Raw genomic sequence first — 18,147 nt, forward strand, 5'->3', positions numbered from 1 at the left:
TTATGACTCCTGTAGTAGCCCTGGTGGGCCGCCCCAACGTGGGGAAATCCACCCTGTTTAACCGCTTGACCCGTACTCGGGATGCCCTGGTTGCCGATTTTCCCGGTCTGACCCGGGACCGTAAATACGGTCAGGCGAAGTTGGGCGAGCTGGAATTTATCGTGGTCGATACCGGCGGTATCGATGGCACCGAAGAGGGGATCGAGCTGAAGATGGCCGAGCAATCCCTGCTGGCCATCGAAGAAGCGGATGTCGTGCTGTTCATGGTGGATGCCCGTGCCGGTCTGACCGCGGCGGATCAAGCCATCGCCGAACACCTGCGCAAGGCCCACAAGAAGGTATTTCTGGTGGCCAACAAGACCGATGGCATCGATGGTGATTCCGCGGTTTCCGAGTTTTACGGTCTGGCGCTGGGCGAGGTCTACCAGATCGCGGCCGCCCACGGTCGTGGCGTGCTGAGCCTGCTGGAACTGGCCCTGGCTCCCCATCTGGAGACCCTGGTCGAAGCCGCTACCGATGAAGATGCGCAGGATGAGGAAGAGGAGGACTTCGACGAAGAAGCCCTGCTGCGCATGGTAGCTGCCGGTGATCTGGACACCCGGGAAGATACCAAAGAGACCCCGTTTGCCGACCTGCCCATCAAGTTTGCCATCGTCGGTCGTCCCAACGTCGGTAAATCGACCCTGACCAACCGCATGCTGGGTGAAGATCGGGTCATCGTCTATGACATGCCCGGCACCACCCGCGACTCCGTCTACATTCCGATGGAGCGTGACGAGCAGAAGTACGTCATTATCGACACCGCCGGTGTGCGTCGTCGTGGCAAGGTACACGAGACGGTGGAGAAGTTCTCCGTCATCAAAACCCTGAAAGCCATCGAAGATGCCAACGTCTGCCTGCTTGTGATCGACGCCCAGGAGACCATCACCGATCAGGATTTGAGCATCCTCGGTTTCGTGCTCCACTCCGGCCGCTCCGTGGTGCTGGTGGTGAACAAGTGGGATGGTCTGGATCAGAAGGTGAAAGAGGATGTGAAGAACGAGCTGGATCGTCGCTTGGGCTTCATCGACTTCGCCCGCGTCCACTTCATCTCCGCCCTGCACGGCAGCGGTGTTGGCCACCTGTTTGAATCCATTCAGGAGGCTTATCAGTCCGCCACCCGTCGTACCAGCACAGCGATGCTGACCCGCATCATGCAGATGGCGCAGGAAGATCACCAACCGCCGATGGTCAACGGTCGCCGCGTCAAGCTCAAGTATGCGCACGCCGGTGGCTACAACCCGCCGCGCATCGTGATCCACGGCAACCAGCTGAACGATTTGCCGGATTCCTACAAGCGTTACCTGATGAACTACTTCCGCAAGTCCCTCAAGATCATGGGCTCGCCGATCCGGGTCGAGTTCCAGGAGTCGGTCAACCCGTTTGAAGGCAAGAAGAACACCATGACCCTGAGTCAGGAACGTCAGCGCAAACGCCTGCTGAAAATGAAGAAGAAATAAGTCCTTGCGGCTGCCCTCACCGGCAGCCGCTTTGTTATTCCCCCTGCAGTGGCGTGATGTCCGGCGGGGAGGGGAACCCGCCATGGGCAAGCCCATCGCAGGTTCACTTTATGAGGAGTCGACAATGGAAGCGCTGCTTTGCCCATCATGCCAGGCTGAACTGGATACCCGCAGCAAGGAACAGACCTGTGGTCAGTGCCAGGCCCCTGTTCGTGTCACTGCCATCTGTCCCACCTGCCAGCAGGAGCTGGAGCGTCTCAAGGCGTGTGGTGCGGTGGATTACTTCTGCAACCACTGCAACTCGCTGATCTCCAAGCGGACGGTGCAGTTCAAGGCGGCGCTGGTGTAAGACGGTAGTCAGGTGAGAAAGAAGATAAAAAAACCCGGCGAATGCCGGGTTTATGCTGTGTGCTCTGCAATAAGCAGGGTATAGGATCGATTTCTGCGCCACAAGTTGCGCTTGATGTCATTAAGCTTGAGTTTGCGTCTGGGGCTCCAGCTGCACTTCGCTTTTCTGACCAGACTGATTTTTCTACGTTTTTGCATCTTGGTCTCCTCCCAACTGGGTGGCCGTCCCGGCCTTGGGTCATTGATGGAGCCCATCCGAAATTGCTGTTATTTAATCTCTCAACATAATGAAAACAATGCGATTTCGGATAGGCTCCGATGTGAATCGATGGTAACAGAGAAATTTGCGTGACAACAGCCGAATAATGGCTGGTTAGCGCAAGGTGATCTGATTGACCACCTCGGCGATGATGGTGGGGCGCTCGGCCAGCTCCGGCTCGCTGTCGTTGTCGAGACTCTCCCGCTGGTGTGCCTTCTGCTGCTCGTTGTCGAGCCACAGCAGGCTCTGGTAGTACTGGCGCACGTTGTTGACATAGTTGCGCGCCTCGCTGCCACGGGCATAGCCGTAACGCACCTTGCGATGCCAGCGCGCCTGTTGCAGCAGCGGCAGCACCTCTTTCACGTCGCTCCAGGCGTCGGGATTCTTGCCAAGATCCTTGGCCAGGCGGCGGGCATCCATCATGTGGCCGTAACCGATGTTGTAGGCGGTGAGGGCAAACCACACCTTCTCGTCATCGGGCACCGAGTCCGGCACCTTCTCCATCATCTGTTGCAGATAGAGGGAACCCCCCTTGATGCTCTCTTCCGGATGGAGCCGGTCGTTGACCCCCATCGCCTTGGCGGTGGGCTCGGTCAGCATCATCATGCCGCGCACGCCGGTGTAGGAGCGGGCCTGCGGGTCCCAGTGGGACTCCTGATAGCTGATGGCGGCGAGCAGGCGCCAGTCGATATTCTTGGCGTGAGTCTGGAACAGCGGCTGGTACTTGGGCAGCAGGCTCTTGGCGCGCTTGAGGAAGGTGCGGGTATCGACAAAGTCGAAGTTCTGCACGTGGCCGAAGTACTTCTCGTCCAGCTTGGCGATGGCCCCATCCATGAAGCGCTGGCCGAAGAAGTCGATCACGCTGGCATAGAGGCTGTCATCGGGCAGCTTGCTCATGGCCCAGGCGACGGTCTGCTTCTGGGCCAGGGTCAGCCCCTCGGTGAGCTCCGGGTAGTAGCGCTGGGTACGGGCCAGCACGGTATCCTGCACCACCGTGTAGTCAATCTTGCCATCCACCACCTGCTTGAGCAGCTCCTCCACATCGGCATTGTGGCTGGTGCTCCACGTCAGTCCCGGATTCTCCTTGCTCATCTCTTTGAGCAGATCTTCCCCGGTGGAGCCTGCGGCGACGACCAGTTTGCCCTTGATGTCGTTCAACGAAGCCGGCTTGGGTTTGCCGTTGCGGTAGACCAGCTTGGGGGAGACCTGATAGAAGCCAGGGCCAAAGCGAAACAGCTCGCGCCGCTCGGGGGTGACCATGATGGCGGCGGCGGCCAGATCGAGTTTGCCCTTTTTCAGCAGGGCGACCAGTTCGTCAGTGGTGTCGACCGGAATGATGGTGAGTTTCACCCCCAACCAGTCGGCATAGTTTTGCGCCAGCTCGTAATCGAACCCCTGGGCGAGGTCATCACGCTGGTAATAAGAGGTGGGACCATAGATGGTGCCAACCCGGATCTCGCCTCGCTGGCGGATCTGCTCCAGCTGGCTGGAGGGGCTATAGAAGTCGCAGCCAACCAGAGTCAGCGTCAACAACAGCCCGATAAACAGTCGAAAAATGCAGCGCAAGTAGGTGAGTACCTTTGTTGAAAAAATCGGCATTTGTCAAAAAAGAGGCACCTTTATACCAGAGAGTGTGCGCAGAGTCACACTGCACGAAGTGAGAAAAACGTTTGTCCGGCGTGAGCCAGATCCCTATAATACGCGCGTCTCAATTCCCCCCCACTTTAAAACTTGGTGAGAAAGGTCATATGGATATCTTGCGTGGTGCCCCAGCACTGTCTGATTTTCGTGTCCAAAAACTGCTGCAACGCTTCGCACAGATGAGAAATGAGAGTGGTACGGAGAGTGGAGTAGAGAGCGGAGTAGAGATAGAGGATGTCTATGCCGAGTATGTGCACTTTGCCGAGCTGACAAGCCCCCTCTCTCCCCCCGAGCGAGCGACCTTGGGCCAGCTCTTGCGCTACGGCCCGACCATCCCCGAACACACCCCCAGCGGTCAGCTGTTTCTTGTTACCCCCCGCCCCGGCACTATCTCCCCCTGGTCTTCCAAAGCAACCGACATTGCCCACAACTGCGGCCTGAAACAGGTCAAGCGGCTGGAGCGTGGTATTGCTTATTACCTGACGATGAAGGGTGAATTGAGTGCCGCCCAGCGCAGCGCCATTGCCGCCGTGCTGCATGATCGGATGATGGAAGTGGTGTTTGCCGACATGGACGCGGCGAGCGCCCTGTTTGCTCACCACGAGCCGCGCCCCTTCACCCAGGTCGATGTACTGGGCGGTGGCCGTGCCGCGCTGGCCGAGGCCAACGTGGCGCTGGGTCTGGCGCTGGCCGATGACGAAATTGACTATCTGGTGGAGAACTTCACTAAGTTGGGTCGTAACCCCAACGACATCGAGCTCTATATGTTCGCCCAAGCGAACTCCGAGCACTGCCGTCACAAGATCTTCAATGCCGACTGGACCATCGATGGCGAACAGCAGCCCAAGTCGCTGTTCAAGATGATCAAGAACACCTTCGAGCAGACGCCGGATTATGTCCTCTCTGCCTATAAAGACAACGCCGCTGTGATGGAAGGGAGCCAGGGTGGCCGCTTCTTCCCGAGCCCGGCCAACGGCGAGTACCAGTATCATCAGGAGCAGGTCGACATCCTGATGAAGGTGGAGACCCACAACCACCCGACCGCCATCTCTCCGTTCCCGGGGGCGGCCACCGGCTCCGGCGGCGAAATCCGTGACGAGGGTGCCACCGGTCGCGGTGCCAAGCCCAAGGCGGGTCTGGTCGGTTTCTCCGTATCCAACCTGCGGATCCCCGGCTTCGAGCAGCCCTGGGAGCAGGATTTCGGCAAGCCGAGCCGCATCGTCAGTGCCTTTGACATCATGCAGGAGGGGCCGCTCGGCGGCGCCGCGTTCAACAACGAATTCGGCCGTCCGGCCATTCTCGGTTACTTCCGTACCTTCGAAGAGGAGGTGCCGAGCCACAACGGCATCGAGGTGCGTGGTTATCACAAGCCCATCATGCTGGCGGGCGGCATCGGCAACATCCGCACCGAACATGTCCAGAAAGGGGAGATCCCGGTCGGCGCTGCGCTGATCGTGCTGGGTGGCCCGGCGATGAACATCGGTCTGGGCGGCGGCGCGGCTTCATCCATGGCCTCCGGCCAGTCGGCCGAAGATCTCGATTTTGCCTCGGTGCAGCGCGACAACCCCGAGATGGAGCGCCGTTGTCAGGAGGTGATCGATCGCTGCTGGCAGCTGGGTGACGACAACCCCATCGTCTTTATCCATGATGTGGGGGCGGGTGGTCTCTCCAATGCCATGCCGGAGCTGGTCAACGACGGCGAGCGCGGCGGTCGCTTCGATTTGCGCGCCATCCAGAGCGACGAGCCGGGCATGAGCCCGCTGGAGATCTGGTGCAACGAATCCCAGGAGCGTTATGTGCTGGCGGTAGCGCAGGACAAGCTGCCGCTGTTCAAGGCGCTGTGCGAGCGTGAGCGAGCGCCTTACGCCGTGATCGGCACCGCGACCGAAGAGAAGCATCTCACCCTCTCTGACAGCCACTTTGACAACCAGCCCATCGATCTGCCGCTGGATGTGCTGCTCGGCAAGGCGCCCAAGATGCACCGCGATGTGGTGACCCTGCCTGCCCAAGGCAAAGCACTCCAGCTCGATGGCATCACTTTGAGTGACGCGGCCGAGCGGGTACTGCGCCTGCCGACCGTGGCGGAGAAATCCTTCCTTATCACCATCGGCGATCGCAGCGTGACCGGTCTGGTTAACCGCGACCAGATGGTTGGCCCCTGGCAGATCCCGGTGGCCGATTGCGCCGTCACCGCCGCCACCTACGACAGCTATCACGGCGAAGCCATGTCGATGGGCGAGCGCACCCCGGTCGCGCTGCTCTCCCACGCCGCCTCTGCTCGTATGGCGGTGGCGGAAGCGCTCACCAACCTGGCGCCAACCCACATCGGGTCACTGAAGCGGGTCAAGCTCTCCGCCAACTGGATGGCCGCTGCCGGTCACCCGGGTGAAGATGCCGGTCTCTATGAGGCGGTCAAGGCGGTGGGCGAGGAGCTCTGCCCGGCCTTGGGCATCACCATTCCGGTGGGCAAGGACTCCATGTCCATGAAGACCCGCTGGCAGCAGGATGGCAAGGAGCAAAGCGTCACCTCGCCGCTCTCTCTGCTCATCTCGGCGTTTGCCCGGGTCGAGGATGTGCGCAACACCGTCACCCCGCAGTTGCGTACCGATCTCGGTGAGACCGACCTTATCCTCATCGACCTTGGCAACGGCAAGCAGCGCCTCGGCGCCTCGGCGCTGGCGCAGGTCTATCGCCAGCTGGGCGACAAGGCGCCGGATCTCGACAATCCGGTTCAGCTCAAGGGCTTCTTCAACGCCATTCAGGCGCTGGTGGCCGATCGCAAACTGATCGCCTACCACGACCGCTCTGACGGCGGCCTGTTCGTCACCCTGACCGAGATGGCGTTTGCTGGTCATTGCGGCCTCGACATCCAGCTCGATCGCATCGGTGGCGATCTGCTGCCGGCGCTGTTCAACGAAGAGTTGGGCGCCGTCATTCAGGTGCGCCGTGAAGATAAAGAGGCGGTGATGACCCTGCTGGCCGGTCACGGCCTGGCGGCCTGCTCTCATGTGCTCGGCACTGTGCGCGAAGGGGATCTCATCACCCTGCAGCGCGCCGGTCAGGAGGTCTATCGCGCCAACCGCACTGCGCTGCGCACCATCTGGGGCGAAACCAGCTGGCAGATGCAGCGTCTGCGTGACAACCCGGCGTGCGCCGACAGTGAGCACGCGGCCCGTCAGGACGCCACCGATCCGGGTCTGCATGCCAAGCTGACTTACAACCCGTCCGAGGATGTGGCTGCCCCCTATATCGCCCGTGGTGTCTCCCCCCGTCTGGCGGTGCTGCGCGAGCAGGGAGTCAACTCCCACGTGGAGATGGCGGCGGCGTTCGACCGTGCCGGTTTCGCGGCGGTGGACGTGCACATGAGCGACATTCTCTCCGGTCGTATCAAGCTGGAGGAGTTCCAGACCCTGGTGGCCTGTGGCGGCTTCTCCTACGGTGACGTGCTGGGTGCCGGTGAAGGCTGGGCCAAGTCCATCCTGTTCAACGACAACGCCCGCGAACAGTTCCAGCGCTTCTTCGAGCGTGGCGATACCCTCTCTCTGGGTGTCTGCAACGGTTGTCAGATGATGTCCAACTTGCGAGACCTCATCCCGGGTGCCGATCTGTGGCCGCGCTTTGTGCGCAACCGCTCCGAGCGCTTCGAGGCACGCTTCAGTCTGGTAGAGGTGCAAGACTCTCCGTCCGCCTTCTTTGCCGGCATGGCAGGCTCCGTGATGCCGATTGCCGTTTCCCATGGGGAAGGGCGTGTCGAGGTGCGCGATGCCGCTCACCTGAGCGCGCTGCAAGCCAGCGGTCTGGTGGGGCTGCGTTTCGTGGACAACCGTGGCAGCGTGACCGAGCAATACCCGGCCAACCCGAACGGCTCGCCGGATGGTATCACCGCCGTGACCACCATCGATGGTCGCGCCACCATCATGATGCCGCACCCGGAGCGGGTGTTCCGTACCGTGGCCAACTCCTGGCACCCCGACAACTGGGGCGAAGATGGCGCCTGGATGCGGATGTTCCGCAACGCCCGGGTCCGTCTGGGTTAATAGAGACGACGCTAGCGCGTAACAACAGAAACCGGCCAAATTTGGCCGGTTTTTTTATGGTTCAACTGAGTGGGTCAGGCAGGCAAGGTGCCAAGTCAACCAATGGCTTCGTCGCCCAGTACGTTGATGAGGGGAGAATCGATTCAAGCCCTGCAAATGGTTTAAGGGGAAGGGGTCGATAAAAAAAACGGCAGCCTTGGCTGCCGGTTTTGACGGGTAATGATGAGGGGTAACGACGGAGGTTATTGCAATACCACGTGCTGGAACCCTTGTACCAGGCTGATGACCGGCTGGGGATAGAGCCCCAGCAACACCACCAGAGCGGCAGAGAGCAGCACTACCACACCACCGGAGGAGAGTGCCCAGTCGGCGCTGGCATCGCGCTGCTGCATGCCCGGTTCGCGCAGATAGAGGGTCACCATCACCTTGAGGTAGTAGTAGAGACCCAGCGCGCTGCCGAGCACGATGGCACCGGAGAGCCACCAGAGCTGCGCCTCGACGGTGACGCCGATGAGGTAGAACTTGCCGATAAAGCCGAGGGTCATCGGGATACCCGCCAAGGAGAGCATCATCACCGTCAGCACGGCAGTGAGGTATGGGCGCTTCCAGAACAGGCCGCGATAGCTGTGCAGGGAGTCTGCATCCTTGCCGCGATAGGGGCTCGACATCATGCTCACCACGCCAAAGGCACCCAGGCTGGTGAACAGATACATCAGCAGGTAGACCCCGGCCGCTTCCACCGGCATCTGGCCGATGCGGCTCGCCACGATCACCGCCAGCAGGTAACCGAAGTGGGAGATGGAAGAGTAACCCAGCATCCGTTTGACGTTGGTCTGCACCAGTGCCAGCAGGTTGCCGACCAGGATGGAGATGACCGCCATGGCCGCCAGCAGCCAGTGGATCATGGGATCGCTCGCCGCCGGTACCGCCAGATAGAAGCGCAGCAGCACGGCAAAGACCGCCACCTTGCTGACGGTCGCGAGGAAGGTGGCGACCGGAGCCGGCGCACCTTCATAGACATCCGGTGTCCAGAGGTGGAAGGGGGCGAGCGACAATTTGAAGGCAAAGCCGACCAGCATTAGCCCCAAACCGCCCATCAGCAGCGGATGGTGAGCCGGGCTCTCGGCCAGGGTCTGCCCTAGGGCGGCAAAGCTCAGGCTGCCTGCCTGTGCATAGAGCAGCGCCATGCCAAACAGCAGGAAGGCGGTGGCGGCGGCAGAGAGCACCATGTATTTCACCGCCGCTTCCAGCGAGTGGCGCTCGCGGTAGGCGTAGCCCACCAGACCGAACATCGGCAGGGTCAGCATCTCGATCCCGATAAACAGGGAGGCGAGATGGCGGGAGCAGGCCAGCACCAGACCACCGGCGGTGGCGATCAGCAGTAGTAGGAAGAACTCTTCCCGGTTGTCCGGGTAGGCTTTCAACCATGACTGGCCGAAGGTACAGGTGGCCAGAGCGCCGATCAGTACCAGTCCCATGTAGAAGACGGCGTAACTGTCGACTTGCAGCAGCGGGGTGACCCCTTGATCACCCTGCGCCATCACGATGGGCAGCGAGAACAGCGCCAGATTGAGGCCAACAATGGTCACGGTAAAGGCGGTGGTGACACAGCGGCGCCAGGCGATGGCCAGCATCAGGGCCGCCATGGCCCCGGTGGTCAACAGCAGGGGAAGCAGTGCCAGCAGTTGGGAAGCGGAGAAAGTCATTGCAGGGCTCCAGCAGTTGGCAGCAGATACCAGTGCAGCACGTTGATAAGGCTGCTGCTGGCGGTATCAATCACGGGTTGGGGATAGAGGCCAAGCAGTACCAGGAGACCGGCGATCACCATCATCATGGTCAGCTCGCGGCGATCCAGTCCCTTGAGCACGCTCTCATCCTTGGCGGGGCCAAAGCAGGCGCGCTGCAGCATGATGAGGGAGTAGACCGAGGCCAGCACCAGACCGAAGGTGGCGACCGCCGTGATCACCGGGGCCACCTGGAAGCTGCCGACCAGGATCAGGAACTCGCCGACGAAGTTGCCAGTGCCTGGCATGCCGAGTGACGCCACCGAGAAGAACAGCATCACGCCCGGCAGATAGCGCAGGCGTCCCCACAGGCCACCCATCTGGCGCAGATCCCGGGTGTGCAACCGCTCGTAGAGCTGACCGCAGAGGATAAAGAGACCGGCAGCAGACAGCCCGTGGGCGATCATCTGTACCACGGCGCCTTGCAGCGCCAGCTCGCTACCCGAGTAGATGGCGATCATCACAAAGCCCATGTGGGAGATGCTGGTGTAGGCCACCAGCCGTTTGATGTCGGTCTGACCGAACGCCACGATGGCCCCGTAGACGATGCCGATCAGGCCCAGCACCATGGCGTAGGGGGCAAATTCGGCAGAGGCTTCGGGGAAGAGCGGCAGGGCAAAGCGCAGCAGACCGTAGGCGGCGGTTTTCAGCAAGATCCCGGCCAAATCCACCGAGCCTGCGGTCGGTGCCTGACTGTGGGCATCCGGCAGCCAGCCGTGCAGTGGCACCAGCGGCATCTTGACCGCAAAGGCGATAAAGAAGCCCAGCATCAGCAGCCACTGAACGCCCTTGCTCATCGGGGTGTTGAGCAGATCCAGATAGTTGAAGGTGAAGACACCGGTGGCATGCTGGTGGGTCAGCACCAGCCCGATGATAGCCACCAGCATGACAAGGCCCGAAACCTGGGTGTAGATAAAGAACTTGGTCGCGGCGTTGATCCGTGATTTTCCGTCAGTGACCGAGTGGCCCCAGAGCGCAATCAGGAAGTACATGGGGACCAGCATCATCTCCCAGAAGAAGAAGAAGAGGAACAGGTCCAGCGCCATGAAGACGCCGAGCACGCCGCCCAGGATCCAGAGCAGGTTGAGGTGGAAGAAGCCGATGCGCTGCACGATCTCTTTCCACGAACAGAGGATGGCCAGCACCCCGATAAAGCAGGTGAGGATCACCATCAAGAGCGACAAGCCATCCACCGCCAGATGCAGAGAGATGCCAAAGCGGGGGATCCATGGCAGGCGCCACTCGGCGGCCCAGGCGGAGGCGGCACCGGTGACGCCCGCGCTGTCGAGACCCGTCGTGGCAAGCGAGAAGTCACTGCCGAGCCAGATGGCACAGGAGAGCAGCAGGCTGGCGCTCATGGAGAGCAAGGCAACCCAGCGGACAAACTGCCCGCCGAGACGCTCCATCTGCCAGCAGAGCAAGCCGCCGATGAAAGGAATTAACAAGATCCAGAGTAAGGTCACGGTATCAGCTCTCGTTCAAGTTCATATGAGATTGCGCTCCCTGTTCCATCAGGGAGAGCAAACAGCCTGGCTGTATGATTGTCCGGTTGTTCATCGCGTTACCCCAGCAGCAATAGCGCCAGCACCAGCACGGCGCCGATGCCCATGGAGGCAGCATACCAGCGCAACTTGCCGGTCACGGTCCAGGCCAGCAACTGGTTGCCACGCAGAGCAATCCAGGCAGGCAGTCCCATCATCCAGTCCAGCGGGTCGCGGGCCAGCAGCCGGGTCGCCAGCAGATAGGGTTTGACCCACAGCTGGTCATAGAGCCAGTCAAAGCCCCAGGCGTTGAACCAGAGGGTGCTGAGCAGACGGCCCGGCGCGCTGTTGGCAATGGAGGTGGCCAGACGGCGCTCACCAAGGAACAGAAACGCGGCCAGCGCAATGCCAGCGATTGCGATGATGCCGGAAGTTATCTCCAGCGCATGGCGACCCTCTTCGATATGATCCCCCGGGCCTGCAGGCAGCACCCCGGCCAGCGGCGGGGTGATCAGTGCGCCTATGCCGGTAGAGAGCACCAGCAATACCTGCAGCGGCAGGTGATGAGCCAGACCGTGGCCCGCATGGGCTTTGGTCTGCTCTTTGCCATGGAAGGCGATAAAGATCAGCCGGAAGGTATAGAGCGAGGTGAGGAATGCCCCCACCAGACCGGCCCACAGCAGTGCGCTTTGGCCAGAGGCTTCTACTTGCCACAGGATGGCGTCCTTACTGTAGAAACCGGAGGTGACCAGCGGCAGCGCGGCCAGGGCCGAGCCCCCCACCAGGAAGCAGGCATAGACCAGCGGCAGACTCTTGCGCAGCCCGCCCATCTTGAAGATGTTCTGCTCATGGTGGCAGGCAACGATAACGGCACCGGCGGAGAGGAACAGCAGCGCCTTGAAGAAGGCGTGGGTCATCAGGTGGAAGATGGCCCCTTCCCATGCGCCGACACCGAGTGCCAGAAACATATAGCCAATCTGGCTCATGGTGGAGTAGGCGAGGATCCGCTTGATGTCGGTCTGAACCAGCGCGGCAAAACCGGCCAGCACTAGCGTGATGGCGCCAACCAGCCCGACCAGATGGAGGATCTCCGGCGCGAGCAGGAACAGGCCGTGGGTACGGGCAATCAGGTAGACACCGGCGGTCACCATGGTGGCGGCGTGGATCAGCGCTGAGACCGGGGTCGGGCCTGCCATCGCATCCGCCAGCCAGGTTTGCAGCGGCAACTGGGCCGATTTGCCGACCGCACCACCCAGCAGCATCAGGCAGGCCAGCGACAGGGCAGGGGAGCCTTCGGCAAACAGGGTGGGGGCGCGCACCAGCAGATCGTGAATATTGAGGGTGCCTAGTTCGCGATAGAGGATAAACAGGCCGATGGCGAGGAAGACATCACCCACCCGGGTCACGACAAATGCCTTGAGGGCTGCCGCGCCGTTGTTGCGATCCTTGTAGTAGAAGCCAATCAGCAGGTAGCTGCACAGCCCCACCCCTTCCCAGCCGAGGTAGACAAACAGCAGGTCATCTGCCAGCACCAGAAACAGCATGCTGGCGATAAAGAGGTTGGTGTAGGTGAAGAAGCGGGAGTAGCCCTCTTCCCCGCGCATGTACCAGGAGGCGAACAGGTGGATGAAGAAACCCACCCCGGTCACCACCCCCAGCATGGTCAGCGACAGGCCATCCAGTGCCAGCGAGAAGCTCGGGGTAAAGTTGCCCACCGCCATCCATTGCCACAGGCGCTGGACATAGACGCCCCCCTCGGGCGGGTTGGCCAAAAAGTCGATGCCCACCCACAGGGTAGTGAGGGCCGACAGGCCAATGGAGCCTACCCCGATCAGTGCCGAGGTACGCTCGCCAAACCGGCCGAGGGAGAAGGCCAGCACCAGCCATCCCAGCAGCGGAAATAGAAAAGTCAGATATAAGAGGCTCATCCGCGCATCTCGCTCACAGTGTCCACGTTCAGGGTGTGGTAACGACGATAGAGCAGCAGTAACAGGGCGAGGCCGATACTGGCCTCTGCTGCCGCCAGAGAAATCACCAATATGTACATGATCTGGCCATCGGCCTGCGCCCAGCGGCTACCCGCCACCACAAACGCCAGTGCCGAGGCATTCATCATGATCTCGATACTCATCAGGATGTAGAGCAGGTTGCGGCGGATCAGCAGACCGCACAAGCCGATGCAGAACAGCACCGCGGCCAGCAGGAGGCCGTGCTCCATAGGGATTCCATTCATTGCTGACCTCCTTCTTGTGCAGAGCGGGATGCGGAGCGCGGGACGGAGAGCACTTCACCACTCTTGTCTTCCCGACCCAGGTGATAGGCGGTCACCAGACCCGCCAGCAGCAGGATGGAGGCGAGCTCCACCGCCAGTACATAGGGGCCAAAGAGCTCGACACCGACCTGCTTGGCGGTCACCTCGGTCACTCCGATAAGGCCACCGGTCACCCCGAGAATGCCGTGGCCCAGGAAGCCCAGCAGGATCAGCGAGAGCAGGGCAGGGCCTACCCAGGTCATGGGGGTGAGCCAGTTTTTCTCCTGCGCCTGGGCACTTCCCAGGTTCAGCATCATCACCACAAACACGAACAGCACCATGATGGCGCCAGCGTAGACGATCACCTGCAGGGCGCCCGCAAAGGCGGCGCCCAGGCAGAAGAAGATCATGGCCACGGCGATGAGGGAGATGATGAGATTGAGCAGCGCATGCATTGGGTTGCTGGTGCTGATCACCCGCAGCGTGCTGTAAATGGCCACCAGGGCCGAGGCATAAAATGCCAGTTCCATGATTGACTCCTCAGGGCAGCAGGCTCTTGACATCGATGGGCTTGGCTTCGTTTTCGGCATCCCCTTTCGGCTTGCCGTTGATGGCCATCCCGCTCATGCGATAGAAGTTGTAGTCCGGGTATTTGCCGGGCCCGCTGATCAGCAGATCCTCCTTCTCGTACACCAGATCCTGGCGGCGATACTCACCCATCTCGAAATCCGGCGTCAGCTGGATGGCGGTGGTGGGGCAAGCCTCTTCACACAGGCCGCAGAAGATGCAGCGAGAGAAGTTGATGCGAAAGAACTCCGGGTACCAGCGGCCATCTTCCCGCTCGGATTTTTGCAGCGAGATGCAGCCGACCGGGCAGGCAACCGCGCAGAGGTTGCAGGCCACGCAGCGCTCGTCCCCGTCGGGGTCGCGGGTCAGCACGATGCGACCGCGGTAGCGGGGGGCCGCATAGACCGCCTGCTCCGGATAGTTGAGGGTTTCACGGGGCCGCCAGGCATGGGAGAAGACCATGGCCAGGCTGCGTAACTGGGTGCCGACACCCTGAATAATGCTAACAATTTTCATATTGAGTGCCTCACTGCGTACTTATCAGTACAACTGCCGCGGTGACCAGCATATTGATCAGGGTCAGCGGCAAGCAGACTTTCCAGCCAAACGACATCACCTGATCAAAGCGCGGGCGAGGCAGGGAGGCCCGCAGCAGGATGAAGAACACCATGAAACAGGCGGTCTTCAGGGCAAACCAGATGAAGGGGGGCAACCAGGGGCCATGCCAGCCACCGAAGAAGAGGGTCACGATGAGTGAGGAGATCAGCACGATGCCGATATACTCGCCCACGAAGAAGAGACCCCACTTCATCCCCGCATACTCGATGTGATAGCCGTCGGCGAGCTCCTGCTCGGCTTCCGGCTGATCGAACGGGTGACGGTGGGTGACGGCGACACCGGCAAACAGGAAGGTGACAAAGCCCAGGATCTGGGGCACCACGTTCCACAAATCTGCCTGTGCCTCGACGATATCCCGCAGGTTGAAGCTGCCGGTCTGGATCACTATCCCCATCAGGGAGAGCCCGAGAAACACCTCGTAGGAGAGGGTCTGAGCCGAGGCGCGCAAGCTGCCGAGCAATGAGTATTTGTTGTTGCTCGACCAGCCGGCGAACAGCACCGCATAGACCGCCAGCCCCGCGATGGCCAGGATATAGAGCAGCCCGACGTTGAGATCCGCCACGCCCCAGGTAGGGGTGATGGGCACCACCGCAAACGCCAGAATAAAGGCGGTGAAGGCGATGATGGGGGCCAGGATAAAGATCCGGCGATCGGCGAACGGCGGGATCCAGTCCTCCTTGAAAAACATCTTGATCATGTCGGCGGCCAGCTGGAGCAGACCAAACGGCCCCACCCGGTTGGGGCCGTAGCGATCCTGCCACAGGGCCAGCAGGCGGCGCTCGATGAAGCTCATGAAGGCGCCAGCCCCCACGATCCCCACCAGCACGATCAGTGCCTTGCCCACCTCCAGCAACAGATCGATTAGCGACTCGCTCATGCGATCACCTCCTGCAGGTTAGTGATTGAGGCTTGTTGCAGGGCCGTCGGCAGGCCGTTCACCCCAAGGGGGAGCCCCACCAGACCGGCGCTCAGCTGTTCGCTCAGGCGCAGGCGCAGTTGCCAGTGGCTACCGCCCCAGGAGAAGGAGACCTGATTGCCGGCATGCAGGGCCAGACGCTCAGCATCAAGGGGATTGAGCACCAGCTCGGGTTCGTTCATCCGGGCCTGAATGACCGGGCTGCGAGCGGAGAGCTCATCGCCGCCAAACAGCTGGGCATAATTGACCACCTGCAGCGCCTCTGATGCCTTGAAGGGGGTGGGGATGGTGGCGAACCAGCCGAGCGGCTCCTTGCCTTCTGCCTGCGGGTCTGTTGCTTCCAGCAAGCGGCGACCCGGATCGCCAGCGCGCAGATGACCACCGACTTCATCCTGGAACTTGTTCCAGGCGGAGGGAGAGTTCCAGCCCGGCGCCCAGGCAAAGGGCACTTGCGGCATGTTCTGGCGGGCACCGGCATACCCTTCCATGGAGAAGTTGAAGGGGGAGTCGGGATCCTGCGCCACCCGTGGCTCGCTGACGTTCTGATCCGCCAGCATGGAGGTGCGACCGCTGTAGCGGTGCGGCTCGCGGGCCAACCGCATGCCACGGATCCGCAAGCCCGCGTTGGGCGCCGCTTCCAGCATGGTAGCCAGCAGCGGATGGCTGCTGGCGCAAGCGTGGCTGATCTGATCGAAGTTCTGCCAGCGCAGCGGCTTGCGTTCGAGCGCCCCTTGCAGCGCTGCCAGCCAGCGCCACCCTTCACGCACCTGAATGTCGGCGTTGTAGAAGGCGGGTGCATAGACCTGGAAGAAGCGCTGGGCGCGCCCTTCCATGTTGACCAAGGTGCCATCGGCTTCGGCAAAACTGGCCGCTGGCAGCACCAAGTCAGCCTTGTTGGCGGTCAAGGTCGCCTGATGGTCGATGACCAGCAGGTGCTGCAGTCGGGCCAGCGCAGCATCCACCCGGTTGCGCGGTGCGCGGCGGTAGAGATCGTTCTCCAGGGTGACCAGCGCCAACCCCTCTTCGGACTCGATACGCGCAAGGGCGGCTTCGAGCGGCTTGTCTGACAAGGTTTGAGCGCCCAGCATGGCCAGACCCAGCGAGTTGGCCTCCTGGCCAACCAGCGCGATGCTGGCTTCCAGCCCACGGCCTTTCAGGGCGCGGGCAATGTTGCTGGCCGCGTCGACCAGCGCCACATGCCGGGCACTGGAGCCTGCAATGATGAGCGGCTTCTTGGCGTTGCCCAGCAGTTCGGCCCAGCGAGCCGCTTGTGCCTGCTGCTCGGGGCCGAGATCGGTCACGGCCGGTGCACTCGGGTCGAGCTGGTTGGCGATGGCAAAGCCAAGGCGCGCCTGATCGGCATAGGGGGCGTGCAACTTGTCGGCTGCTACATCGTCAAGACGGGTGGTGTCGAGACTGGTAATGAGCAGCGGGTAGCGCTCGTTCTGCCCCAGGGTTTGAACGGCGGCAACTTGCCACAGATCGACCTTCATCTTGCGGGCCAGTTCGCGGGCCTTGCCCTTGACGGCTTGACGCAGCGCCAACGCGATACGGGCGGCGCTCATGGTGACATCTTCGCCGAGCACCAGAATGGCGTCGGCCTCTTCCATGTCCCGCAGGCTCGGGGTCGGCACGCCGCCCTGTTGCAGGATCTGCAGTATCTTCAGCTGACAGGCCCACTCGGCCTGCTCGACGCCAGCGTAGAAGTTGGCTTCACCCACCAGCTCGCGCAGGGCAAAGTTGCTCTCGAGCGAGGCGCGGGGCGAACCGATGCCGATGAGGCCGCGGGCACTGCGCAGGGCATCGGCGGCGCGGTTGAGGGCGCCATCGACCGTGATGGTCAGCTGGTCGTTGCCATCTTTGAGCAGCGGCTGACGCGGGCGGTCCGCCAGATTGACGTAGCCATAGCCAAAGCGGCCACGGTCACAGAGGAAGTAGTGGTTGACGCTGCCGTGGAAGCGGTTCTCGATGCGGCGCAGTTCGCCATAACGTTCACCCGGGCTGATGTTGCAGCCCACGGAACATTGCTGGCAGATGCTGGGGGCAAACTGCATGTCCCACTTACGGTTGTAGCGCTCGGAGTGAGTCTTGTCGGTGAAGACGCCGGTGGGGCAGACCTCCACCAGGTTGCCGGAAAATTCGCTCTCCAGGGTGCCATCCTCGACCCGGCCGAAATAGACGTTGTCGTGGGCACCGTAAACCCCGAGATCCTCGCCACCGGCATAATCCTTGTAGTAACGGACGCAGCGGTAGCAGGCGATGCAGCGGTTCATCTCGTGACCGATGAAGGGGCCCAGCTCCTGATTCTGGTGGGTGCGTTTGGTGAAACGGTAGCGACGGCTGTTGTGGCCGGTCATCACCGTCATGTCCTGCAGGTGGCAGGCGCCGCCCTCTTCACACACCGGGCAGTCGTGGGGGTGGTTGGTCATCAGCCACTCCACCACGCTCTTGCGAAACGCTTTGGCCTCTTCATCCTCGATGGCGATGTAGCTGCCATCGGTGGCCGGGGTCATGCAGGACATCACCAGACGGCCACGCTTGTCATCGGCATTCTGATACTGTTTCACCGCACACTGGCGGCAGGCGCCAACGCTACCCAGCGCCGGATGCCAGCAGAAATAGGGGACGTCCAGACCCAGCGACAGACAGGCTTGCAGCAGGTTATCTGCTCCGTCTACCTCGTACTCTTTGCCGTCTACATAAATGGTTGCCATACAACTTCCCTGAAACCTGTTTTGTGAAATCT

12 protein-coding genes are annotated in these 18,147 nt (G+C 61.5%); 3 read left to right on the forward strand and 9 right to left on the reverse strand.

Features of this window, described 5'->3' with window-relative positions; all coding sequences use genetic code 11:
* Positions 1 to 2 precede the first annotated feature (2 nt).
* Together der and PG888_RS13100 are read left to right on the forward strand one after the other, a co-directional pair.
* Positions 3 to 1,499: a ribosome biogenesis GTPase Der gene (der, locus tag PG888_RS13095; protein ID WP_042063432.1), complete on the forward strand. Its 1,497-nt coding sequence runs from the start codon at positions 3 to 5 to the stop codon at positions 1,497 to 1,499.
* A gap of 124 nt (positions 1,500 to 1,623) precedes the next feature.
* A complete protein-coding gene (locus PG888_RS13100) occupies positions 1,624 to 1,848 on the forward strand; it encodes a zinc ribbon domain-containing protein (RefSeq protein WP_005344872.1) in 225 nt (74 codons plus the stop codon).
* Positions 1,849 to 2,220: 372 nt separating this feature from the next.
* On the opposite strand, the gene mltF is transcribed toward PG888_RS13100, so the two are convergent.
* A complete protein-coding gene (gene mltF, locus PG888_RS13105) occupies positions 2,221 to 3,705 on the reverse strand; it encodes a membrane-bound lytic murein transglycosylase MltF (RefSeq protein ID WP_182937696.1) in 1,485 nt (494 codons plus the stop codon).
* 149 nt (positions 3,706 to 3,854) lie between these two features.
* On the opposite strand from mltF, the gene purL reads away from it, so the two are divergent.
* Positions 3,855 to 7,784: a phosphoribosylformylglycinamidine synthase gene (gene purL / locus PG888_RS13110; RefSeq protein ID WP_182937695.1), complete on the forward strand. Its 3,930-nt coding sequence runs from the start codon at positions 3,855 to 3,857 to the stop codon at positions 7,782 to 7,784.
* Positions 7,785 to 8,026: 242 nt separating this feature from the next.
* Here purL and nuoN read toward each other — a convergent pair whose 3' ends face one another.
* From nuoN to nuoG, 8 genes are all read right to left on the reverse strand, one after another.
* Complete coding sequence (gene nuoN / locus PG888_RS13115) at positions 8,027 to 9,490, reverse strand: NADH-quinone oxidoreductase subunit NuoN (RefSeq protein WP_139408725.1); 1,464 nt, start codon at positions 9,488 to 9,490, stop codon at positions 8,027 to 8,029.
* Positions 9,487 to 11,031 carry an NADH-quinone oxidoreductase subunit M gene (gene nuoM / locus PG888_RS13120; protein WP_182937694.1) on the reverse strand — a complete coding sequence of 515 codons (1,545 nt, stop codon included), beginning with the start codon at positions 11,029 to 11,031 and terminating at the stop codon, positions 9,487 to 9,489. The genes nuoN and nuoM overlap by 4 nt, the downstream gene beginning before the upstream one ends.
* 98 nt (positions 11,032 to 11,129) lie before the next feature.
* Positions 11,130 to 12,977 (reverse strand): NADH-quinone oxidoreductase subunit L, encoded by a 1,848-nt coding sequence (gene nuoL, locus PG888_RS13125; RefSeq protein ID WP_182937693.1) that lies wholly within the window; start codon positions 12,975 to 12,977, stop codon positions 11,130 to 11,132.
* On the reverse strand, positions 12,974 to 13,282 hold the full coding sequence (gene nuoK, locus PG888_RS13130; protein WP_005337247.1) for an NADH-quinone oxidoreductase subunit NuoK: 309 nt from the start codon (positions 13,280 to 13,282) through the stop codon (positions 12,974 to 12,976). Before nuoK ends, nuoL begins: the two co-directional genes overlap by 4 nt.
* Complete coding sequence (nuoJ, locus tag PG888_RS13135; protein ID WP_111808375.1) at positions 13,279 to 13,830, reverse strand: NADH-quinone oxidoreductase subunit J; 552 nt, start codon at positions 13,828 to 13,830, stop codon at positions 13,279 to 13,281. The genes nuoK and nuoJ overlap by 4 nt, the downstream gene beginning before the upstream one ends.
* Positions 13,831 to 13,840: 10 nt before the next feature.
* Positions 13,841 to 14,383 (reverse strand): NADH-quinone oxidoreductase subunit NuoI, encoded by a 543-nt coding sequence (nuoI, locus tag PG888_RS13140; RefSeq protein ID WP_182937692.1) that lies wholly within the window; start codon positions 14,381 to 14,383, stop codon positions 13,841 to 13,843.
* A 10-nt stretch (positions 14,384 to 14,393) separates the two neighbouring features.
* On the reverse strand, positions 14,394 to 15,362 hold the full coding sequence (gene nuoH / locus PG888_RS13145; protein WP_005337244.1) for an NADH-quinone oxidoreductase subunit NuoH: 969 nt from the start codon (positions 15,360 to 15,362) through the stop codon (positions 14,394 to 14,396).
* The gene (gene nuoG, locus PG888_RS13150; RefSeq protein ID WP_182937691.1) at positions 15,359 to 18,115 is read right to left on the reverse strand and encodes an NADH-quinone oxidoreductase subunit NuoG; all 2,757 of its coding nucleotides are present in this window, start codon (positions 18,113 to 18,115) and stop codon (positions 15,359 to 15,361) included. Before nuoG ends, nuoH begins: the two co-directional genes overlap by 4 nt.
* Positions 18,116 to 18,147 lie beyond the last annotated feature (32 nt).

This window comes from Aeromonas sp. QDB23 (genome assembly GCF_027707745.1).
GTDB classification, from domain to species: Bacteria; Pseudomonadota; Gammaproteobacteria; order Enterobacterales; family Aeromonadaceae; genus Aeromonas; species Aeromonas allosaccharophila.

Excerpts from the sequence above, each read along its gene's own strand:
- nuoH (WP_005337244.1), bottom strand. The coding sequence starts at position 15,362 with ATGAGCGAGTCGCTAATCGATCTGTTGCTGGAGGTGGGCAAGGCACTG.
- nuoL (WP_182937693.1), bottom strand. The coding sequence starts at position 12,977 with ATGAGCCTCTTATATCTGACTTTTCTATTTCCGCTGCTGGGATGGCTG.
- der (WP_042063432.1), top strand. The coding sequence starts at position 3 with ATGACTCCTGTAGTAGCCCTGGTGGGCCGCCCCAACGTGGGGAAATCC.
- nuoI (WP_182937692.1), bottom strand. The coding sequence starts at position 14,383 with ATGAAAATTGTTAGCATTATTCAGGGTGTCGGCACCCAGTTACGCAGC.
- mltF (WP_182937696.1), bottom strand. The coding sequence starts at position 3,705 with ATGCCGATTTTTTCAACAAAGGTACTCACCTACTTGCGCTGCATTTTT.
- nuoG (WP_182937691.1), bottom strand. The coding sequence starts at position 18,115 with ATGGCAACCATTTATGTAGACGGCAAAGAGTACGAGGTAGACGGAGCA.
- nuoN (WP_139408725.1), bottom strand. The coding sequence starts at position 9,490 with ATGACTTTCTCCGCTTCCCAACTGCTGGCACTGCTTCCCCTGCTGTTG.
- PG888_RS13100 (WP_005344872.1), top strand. The coding sequence starts at position 1,624 with ATGGAAGCGCTGCTTTGCCCATCATGCCAGGCTGAACTGGATACCCGC.
- nuoK (WP_005337247.1), bottom strand. The coding sequence starts at position 13,282 with ATGAATGGAATCCCTATGGAGCACGGCCTCCTGCTGGCCGCGGTGCTG.
- purL (WP_182937695.1), top strand. The coding sequence starts at position 3,855 with ATGGATATCTTGCGTGGTGCCCCAGCACTGTCTGATTTTCGTGTCCAA.
- nuoJ (WP_111808375.1), bottom strand. The coding sequence starts at position 13,830 with ATGGAACTGGCATTTTATGCCTCGGCCCTGGTGGCCATTTACAGCACG.